Source organism: Erysipelatoclostridium sp. An173 (assembly GCF_002160495.1).
Taxonomy (GTDB): domain Bacteria; phylum Bacillota_I; class Bacilli_A; order Erysipelotrichales; family Coprobacillaceae; genus Thomasclavelia; species Thomasclavelia merdavium.
This window is the reverse complement of record NZ_NFKR01000022.1, coordinates 38,806-46,358: the sequence shown is the minus strand read 5'-3', so window position 1 is coordinate 46,358 and position 7,553 is coordinate 38,806. Positions and strand designations below refer to the sequence as shown.

The 7,553-nt window shown below is 29.9% G+C and carries 7 protein-coding genes; 4 read left to right on the top strand and 3 right to left on the bottom strand.

From position 1 onward, the window contains the following. On the top strand, nucleotides 1–268 hold a 268-nt coding region (locus B5F09_RS09940; protein ID WP_143357496.1), incomplete at its 5' end, for an LPXTG cell wall anchor domain-containing protein. Nucleotides 269–680: 412 nt separating this feature from the next. Here the strand turns inward: B5F09_RS09940 and B5F09_RS09935 are convergent. From B5F09_RS09935 to B5F09_RS09925, 3 genes are all read right to left on the bottom strand, one after another. Beyond that, nucleotides 681–1,448 (bottom strand): Cof-type HAD-IIB family hydrolase, encoded by a 768-nt coding sequence (locus B5F09_RS09935; protein WP_087373911.1) that lies wholly within the window; start codon nucleotides 1,446–1,448, stop codon nucleotides 681–683. A 75-nt stretch (nucleotides 1,449–1,523) separates the two neighbouring features. Further along, nucleotides 1,524–2,201 carry a TIGR00266 family protein gene (locus B5F09_RS09930; RefSeq protein ID WP_087373908.1) on the bottom strand — a complete coding sequence of 226 codons (678 nt, stop codon included), beginning with the start codon at nucleotides 2,199–2,201 and terminating at the stop codon, nucleotides 1,524–1,526. A 15-nt stretch (nucleotides 2,202–2,216) separates the two neighbouring features. Further along, nucleotides 2,217–3,251, bottom strand: coding sequence for a lactonase family protein (locus B5F09_RS09925; protein ID WP_087300789.1), 1,035 nt, complete (start codon nucleotides 3,249–3,251; stop codon nucleotides 2,217–2,219). Nucleotides 3,252–3,443: 192 nt separating this feature from the next. Here B5F09_RS09925 and B5F09_RS09920 point away from each other — a divergent pair, with 192 nt between their 5' ends. From B5F09_RS09920 to B5F09_RS09910, 3 genes are all read left to right on the top strand, one after another. After that, entirely contained in the window at nucleotides 3,444–3,935 is a 492-nt protein-coding gene (locus tag B5F09_RS09920) for an Lrp/AsnC family transcriptional regulator (RefSeq protein ID WP_087300791.1), read from the top strand. Next, entirely contained in the window at nucleotides 3,935–5,107 is a 1,173-nt protein-coding gene (locus tag B5F09_RS09915; protein WP_087300793.1) for an aminotransferase class I/II-fold pyridoxal phosphate-dependent enzyme, read from the top strand. Before B5F09_RS09920 ends, B5F09_RS09915 begins: the two co-directional genes overlap by 1 nt. Before the next feature lie 100 nt (nucleotides 5,108–5,207). Then, entirely contained in the window at nucleotides 5,208–7,538 is a 2,331-nt protein-coding gene (locus B5F09_RS09910) for an HAD-IC family P-type ATPase (RefSeq protein ID WP_087373906.1), read from the top strand. Nucleotides 7,539–7,553: the final 15 nt, after the last annotated feature.

The following is a 7,553-nucleotide window of genomic DNA, read 5'->3' as shown; positions in this document are numbered from 1 at the left end:
AGTAGAAACATTAGTAGAATATAGTAATCACTGGTCATGGATTTATACATTAAATAATAATCCACAAGATAGTGATGGAACTCATATCTGGCAATGGGCTGCTAATTATCAACCAGCTCAAACAACTACAAAACCTGATACTCCTGTTGATACTAATAAACCAGCTAATTCAGTTAAAACTGGTGATGATGCTGACTTAATGTTATTAGGTGGACTTGTAGCTTTATCTGTATTAGGAACAGTTGCAGTAAGAAGAAAATATAATTAATTTAATTGGCTAAAGATTAGGTAATTTGAATAATCAGTTACCTGATCTTTTTTTGTTTAAAGATTGAAACAAAGAGGTAATAAGTTGTTAGAAAAATAACTATATACTTATATAATTAATATAAGAATTTCTTTAAAAAGTGAATGTAATAAAATGCTAAAATTAAATAATCCATATTTATACTTTATTATTAATAGTTAAAATTCCATTAGGTATTATGATTATTGTAGATTATTTATAATAAAGTAGATAAATAAGTAATCAATCAAATAGCGAATAGTAAGTTAGAAGATTTACAAATATTAGAAGCTTGATAATATGCAATGGAGATAGTATTTATCGCTTAATAACAAGTTGCAAGGGTAATAAAAAGAGAGGAACAATGATACTAACTTAGCATCATCGTTCCTTTTTAAATAAATTGATATTGTTTACAAGCATTGTATAAACCATCATCATCAATACTATCTGTTACATATGTAGCAATACTTTTTAAATATTCATCACCTTGTCCCATACAGATAGAGATTTTTGCGTGTTTAAACATTTCAACATCATTTAATGAATCACCAAAACAAACATATTCTTCAAGCTGATATTTATTTAAGAGATATTTAATACCAGTTGCTTTTGTAGCATCGGCATGAGTAATATCACAATAAGTAGATACTCCTGGTAAAACATGAATGCCACTAATTGCTTTAAAAGGGACATAATTATAACCTAATGGTCCATAAGCAATCATCGCAGCTACTTTTTCGTCATGATATGTTCCAACTGGTGGGACTTGAGAATTGAAGTATTTGATGGCAGTAAGCACATTTTCATCTGGGTCTTGTGTTAAAAAACGATTTTCGGTTTTTAAAGCTAATGGAATATTATGTTTTTTGGCTGTTTCAATGCATTGTCTTACAACTTTTGGATCAATAATTAATTCTTGAATTAAGTTATAGTCTTGATCAAGAATACTTTGACCATTATTACAAACATAGCCATCCCATTTAATTAGATCAGGGATACCAGTTCTTTTTAATGAATTTACAGAACGACCTGTAGCAACACCGATTTTATAACCATATTCATGTAATTTGTTTAATGCTTCTATTGTTGAAGGACAAACTTGATGATGGTGATTATCACGTAATGTTCCATCAACGTCAAAAAATATCATTGGTTTCATAAATATACCTCATTTCGATAGTATTTTAACAAAATTAAAGGAATATGCAAAGCATATTCCAATTAATCATGATTATTAATTTCCACCAGTTGGAATAAATGGTGAAATAACTGAAGCAACAGAGCTAATTGGCATTGATTGTAACACAAGTTTACCAGGACCGGTTACAATAGTATTGAAAAATCCTTCACCACCCAATAGCTTGTTTTTAACACCTTTAACACTTTGAATTTCCATTTTACATGTTGCATCCATCATTGCTAAATATCCAGTATCAACAATCATTTGTTGACCAGGTAATAAATCATATTCAATTGCAGTACCGTCAATTTCTAAAAATACTAGACCATGACCACTGATTTTATTCATGATAAAGCCTTCACCACCAAAAAAGCCGGTACCAATTTTTTTATTGAAAAAAACTGACATTTCAATATTCTGAGTAGAAGCTAAAAATGTTGATTTTTGGATTATTATTTCATGATCAGGATCAATATTAATTGCTTTGATTGAACCTGGAAATGATGATGCAAAAGCAATCATCCCGTCATCAATAGCAGTATAGCGATTTTGAAACATTGTCTCACCACTAAACATCCGACCAAAAGCTTTTCCAAAACCACCACTAGTTGTTTCCATTTTCATAACAGGATCCATCCAGCTCATGGCCCCACTATCAGTAATCATCGTTTCATCTTTTTGTAAATGACAAATAACTACAGGTAGATTATCACCTTTAATTTCATATCTCATTATTATATTCTCCTTTTATTTATTTACAGCAATACAAACAGGGGCAGGAATTTTTAAAGTATAAACTGTTCTAACTAATTGTTCTTCCTCTTCATCGAATGTAAATAATTCTATTTCGTCATCATCTTGAGCGCCAACAATTAAATATTTATTATCAATTATATTGAAATCACGAGGACTTCTACCAGTATGAACCATATATAATAGACTGACTTTACCGGTTTCTTTATTTACCCGATATAAAACAATACTATCATGACCACGATTTGATACAAAAAGATGATTCCCAGTATCGCTTAGGCGAATTGCACTAGCACTTGAAAAGTCATGGAAATGACGAGGAGTAGTATGGATTACCTGGATTAAATTTAAATATTCATCACTATATTTAAAAACCATCAAATTATTAGCAATTTCGTTTACTAAATAAGCATAGCGACCATCTTTTGAAAAAATCATATGTCTTGGTCCGGAACCAGGAACAACGTTTAGATTATGGTTACTAGCCTCTTCAAGCTTACCATCTTCATAGGTATACATAATAACTTTATCAGCACCTAAATCAACTGCGTAAACATATTTTTTATCAGGGGTAATTCCAACACAGTGGCAATGAGGGCCTGTTTGTCGTTTTAGTAAATCAGGACCTAAACCGGTGTGATGAACAGCGTTTATTTTTTGTTTAATATAGTTGTTTTCTAATAAATAAGATGCAGTTGAACCAACATGATAATTTGCAGCAAATAAATAGCGTAAATTATCACTGACACATAAGTGAGTATATGAACGTCCATTTGAATTATAATTATTATTAGGGATTAATTCATCTTTGTAGATGGAAAAACTGCCAATTCCTCCACCATCATTAAATTTGCCGGCGTTTTTATAACTGAGAAATAAAGTGTTATTTTTAGTGATCATATAAGATGGGTAATCTTGAGTAACTATATGTTGCACTAATGAAAATTTTTGTGTTTTTTCGTCAAGATTGACTATATAAATTCCTTTATCATCATTTTTGCCGTAGCTAGATACATAGAATGTTAGCATTGTAAAACCTCCTTGTTATTATTTTATCATAATCTATCTAGTAAAGGGATGATATTATGTTTTTTTAATAAATATTTAGTAATATTATTATAAAAAAATGTAATAAAAAATAATTATGTTAATAAATATTAGTATCTTTACCAATGTTATAAAATGTTATATAATAATTAAAATAAATTGGAGGAAGAAATTATGGATGAGAACTTATTATTGACATTACTTCATGATAATGCGCGAATGGAAGTAACTGATTTAGCAATGGCTCTAAATGAAACTGAAGATAATGTCGAAAAGACAATCAGCCAGTTAGAGAAAAATAAAGTTATCTGTGGATATCATACGATTATTAATTGGGATCGTACTAATGTAGATAATGTAATGGCAATGATTCAAATCAACGCAACACCAGAAAGAGAATATGGTTATGATCGTATCGCTAAAAAAATCTATTCTTTTCCTGAAGTAGATACAATGTACTTACTTAGTGGAAGCTTTGAATTTGTTGCAATTGTAAAGGGGCATACAATGCAAGAAGTTGCTCATTTTGTTGGGTCTAAATTAGCACCATTAGAGGGGGTTATTGGTACAGCGACGATGTTTGTTTTAAAACAATATAAAAATAATGGAATTAGTTTTGATGATAACGATAAAGATAGTGCAGAAAGGCTATTGGTAACACCATAATGGATTTTAATAAAGTATTAAATAATACTGTTAGAGAAATTCCCCCTAGTGGTATTCGTAAGTTTTTTGATTTAGCTAGTGAAATGGAAGGCGTTATTTCTTTAGGAGTTGGTGAACCTGATTTTGATACTCCTTGGAAAATTAGAGAAGCTGCAATTTATTCTATTGAACAAGGTAAAACATTTTATACGGCTAATAAAGGACTTGCAGAGTTAAGAAAAGAAATTTGTCGTTATCAAAAAAGAAGATTTAATTTAGATTATGATTATGAAAAAGAATGTGTTGTAACGGTAGGTGGTTCAGAAGCTATTGATTTAGCATTTAGAAGTTTAATTAATCCTGGTGATGAAGTTATTTTGTTACAGCCAAGCTATGTTGCTTATACACCTGGGGTTGAATTAGCTGGTGGAAAGGTTGTTAATATTGAATTGAAAGAAGATAATCAGTTTAAATTAACACCTGAATTATTAGAAGCTGCTATTACACCAAAAACTAAAGCAATTTTATTGAACTATCCAAGTAATCCTACTGGTGGATTTATGACAAGAGAGGATTATGAAAAAATAGTTCCGATTATCAAAGAACACGAAATTATTGTTATTACTGATGAGATATATGCAGAGTTATCATATGAGCAAAAATTTTGTTCAATTGCTGCTTTTCCAGAAATAAAAGATCAGGTTATTTTAGTAAGTGGTTATTCTAAAGCTTATGCAATGACTGGATGGCGACTTGGTTATGTTTTAGCTAATGAAGTTTTAACGAATGCAATGAATAAAATTCATCAATATGTAATTATGTCAGCGCCAACTGGAGCTCAATATGGAGCAATTGAAGCAATGCGTCATTGTGATAATGAAATCGAAAAAATGCGACAAGCTTATATGTTAAGAAGAAATTATATCGTTAAGGCTTTTAATGATATGGGATTGCATACTTTTACTCCACAAGGGGCTTTCTATGTTTTTCCATGTATTAAGTCAACTGGGATGACTTCAGAACAGTTTTGTGAAGAGTTATTAAAAGATCAATTAGTTGCATGTGTTCCTGGAAATGCTTTTGGTCAAGCTGGCGAGGGATATATTCGAGTATCATATGCTTATTCAATTGAACAAATAAAAGAAGCTACTTCAAGAATTAAAAAATTCTTGGATAAATTAAATAGCAAGTAAAAGGTCAATCGTTTGATTGACTTTTTTGTTAAATGTTTGTTAAGAATGTATGACTAGTTGTTAAAATATAATATAATAGGAAAATCTGGAGGTGACTTAATTGGAAAATGATAATTCCTTATTTTATAAAACAGGGTTAAATGATAAAGAAGTTAATGAAAGAATAGTTGAAGGGAAAGTAAATGGGGTTAGTAAACCTGCAAGTAAAAGTTATGGACAAATAGTTAAGGATAATGTTTGTACTTTATTTAACTTATTAAACTTTTTAATCTTTATTGCTTTGGTTTTGGTCCAGGCATGGTCAAATTTAGTTTTTATTTTAATTATTATTGCTAATATCTTAATTGGTATTTATCAGGAAGTTAAAGCAAAAAAACTAGTTGATCAATTATCAATTTTAACTAAACCAACAATTACTGTAGTTCGTAATGGGAAACCTACAGTTGTAGATATAAATGAAGTAGTTTTAGATGATGTTTTAGTATTAGAAAGTGGTAATCAAGTTTGTAATGATGCTACAGTTATTCATGGGATGATTGAAGCTAATGAATCATTATTAACTGGAGAATCAGATCCGATAAATAAAAGTGTTGGTGCTAATTTATTATCTGGTAGTAGTGTTGTATCTGGAAAATGTTATGCCAAGGTAAAAAATGTTGGTGATGATAACTATGCAACTACATTAGTTAAAGAAGCTCAACAAGTAAAAAAACAGAATTCTGAATTGATGGAATCAATGAAAAAAGTTACTAAAGTAACTACTTTTATGATTATTCCTTTAGGAATTATTTTATTTATTGAAGCATTGTGGTTACGTCAAGATGTTTTATTTGAAGCTGTTGTTTCTTCAGCAGCTGGATTATTAGGAATGCTTCCTAAAGGGTTAGTATTACTTACAAGTGTTTCTTTAGCTAATGGAGTAGCTAGATTAGCACAGAAAAAAGTATTGGTTCAAAATTTATATTCATTAGAAACACTATCACATGTTGATGTTCTTTGTTTGGATAAAACCGGAACAATAACTAACGGTAAAATGAAAGTAGAAAAAACATTTACCTTAGAAACTAATGATAGTTTTGATTTAAAAGAAGTCATGGGTTCTTATCTGAAAGCAAGTGATGATAATAATGCTACATTCCAGGCGATTGATGAGTACTTCGGTGAAAATGATACATATCAGCATACAAAAAAAATACCGTTTTCTTCACTTCGTAAATGGAGTGCTATTGAATTTAAAGACTTAGGAACAATTGTTGTAGGAGCAGCTGAAAAAATTATTCCAGGACCTTTACCTGAAGAAATTAGCGAATTGATGCTTGAAGGAATGCGAGCTATTGCTATTGGATATACTAAAGAAACAGTTAGTGATAATCAGGAACTGCCAAAATTACAACCATTAATGGCTGTTATTTTATCAGATACAATTCGTGATAGAACAAAAGAAACTTTAGCTTATTTCCATAAAGAAGGAATTGAGGCTAAAATAATTTCAGGCGACAACGTTAATACCGTTATGGCTATTGCTAAAAAGGCCGGTGTAATTAACTATGATCGTTGTATTGATATGAGCAAAGTAAGCGATGACGATATAAAAGATATAGTTACTAAATATACTGTTTTTGGAAGGGTAACACCAAGTCAAAAGAAATTAATTGTTGAAGCTTTACAAGCAGATGGACATCATGTAGCGATGACAGGTGATGGTGTTAATGACTTATTAGCTTTAAAAGAAGCTGATTGTTCAATTGCAATTGCAGATGGTAGTGATGCTTCAAAACAGATTTCACAAGTTGTTTTATTAAACTCTGATTTTACTTGTTTACCAGATGTATTATTAGAAGGTAGAAAAGTAGTTAATAACGTTACTCGTGTAGCTGGGGTATTCTTTATTAAGACTATTTATACAGTGTTATTATCTATATTCTGTGTATTAACAAATACACCATTTCCATTTATCCCATTGCAGATAACATTGATTGATTTATTAATTGAAGCAATGCCTTCATTCTTAACAATTTTTGAATCGGATACTCGAAAGATTACAGGACACTTTTTACCAAAAGTATTTTCTAAAGCAACAGGGAATGCAGTGTCTGTGGTAATTCTATTTATTTTCATTATGTTATTTGGAAGTAATTTAGGATTAGATCATTTAGAATCGGTAACATTGATGTATTATGTTTTAGTTATTATTTCAATGATCGCTGTAATTCGTTCATGTTATCCGTTTACTAAATTAAGAATTTTAATTTGTTTAATGATGGTATTTGGTTTCATCTTTGCAATTTTATTCTTTAGTGATATCTTACATTTAGCAAGTGTATCATTGAATATTGTTTTAATGGGATTAGTTTTATCAGCTATAGGTGTAGTAATTGAACGAGGTATTTATCGATTAATTACTAATTATATGAAACAACATAATTTATAGTAAAAAAGATATCTA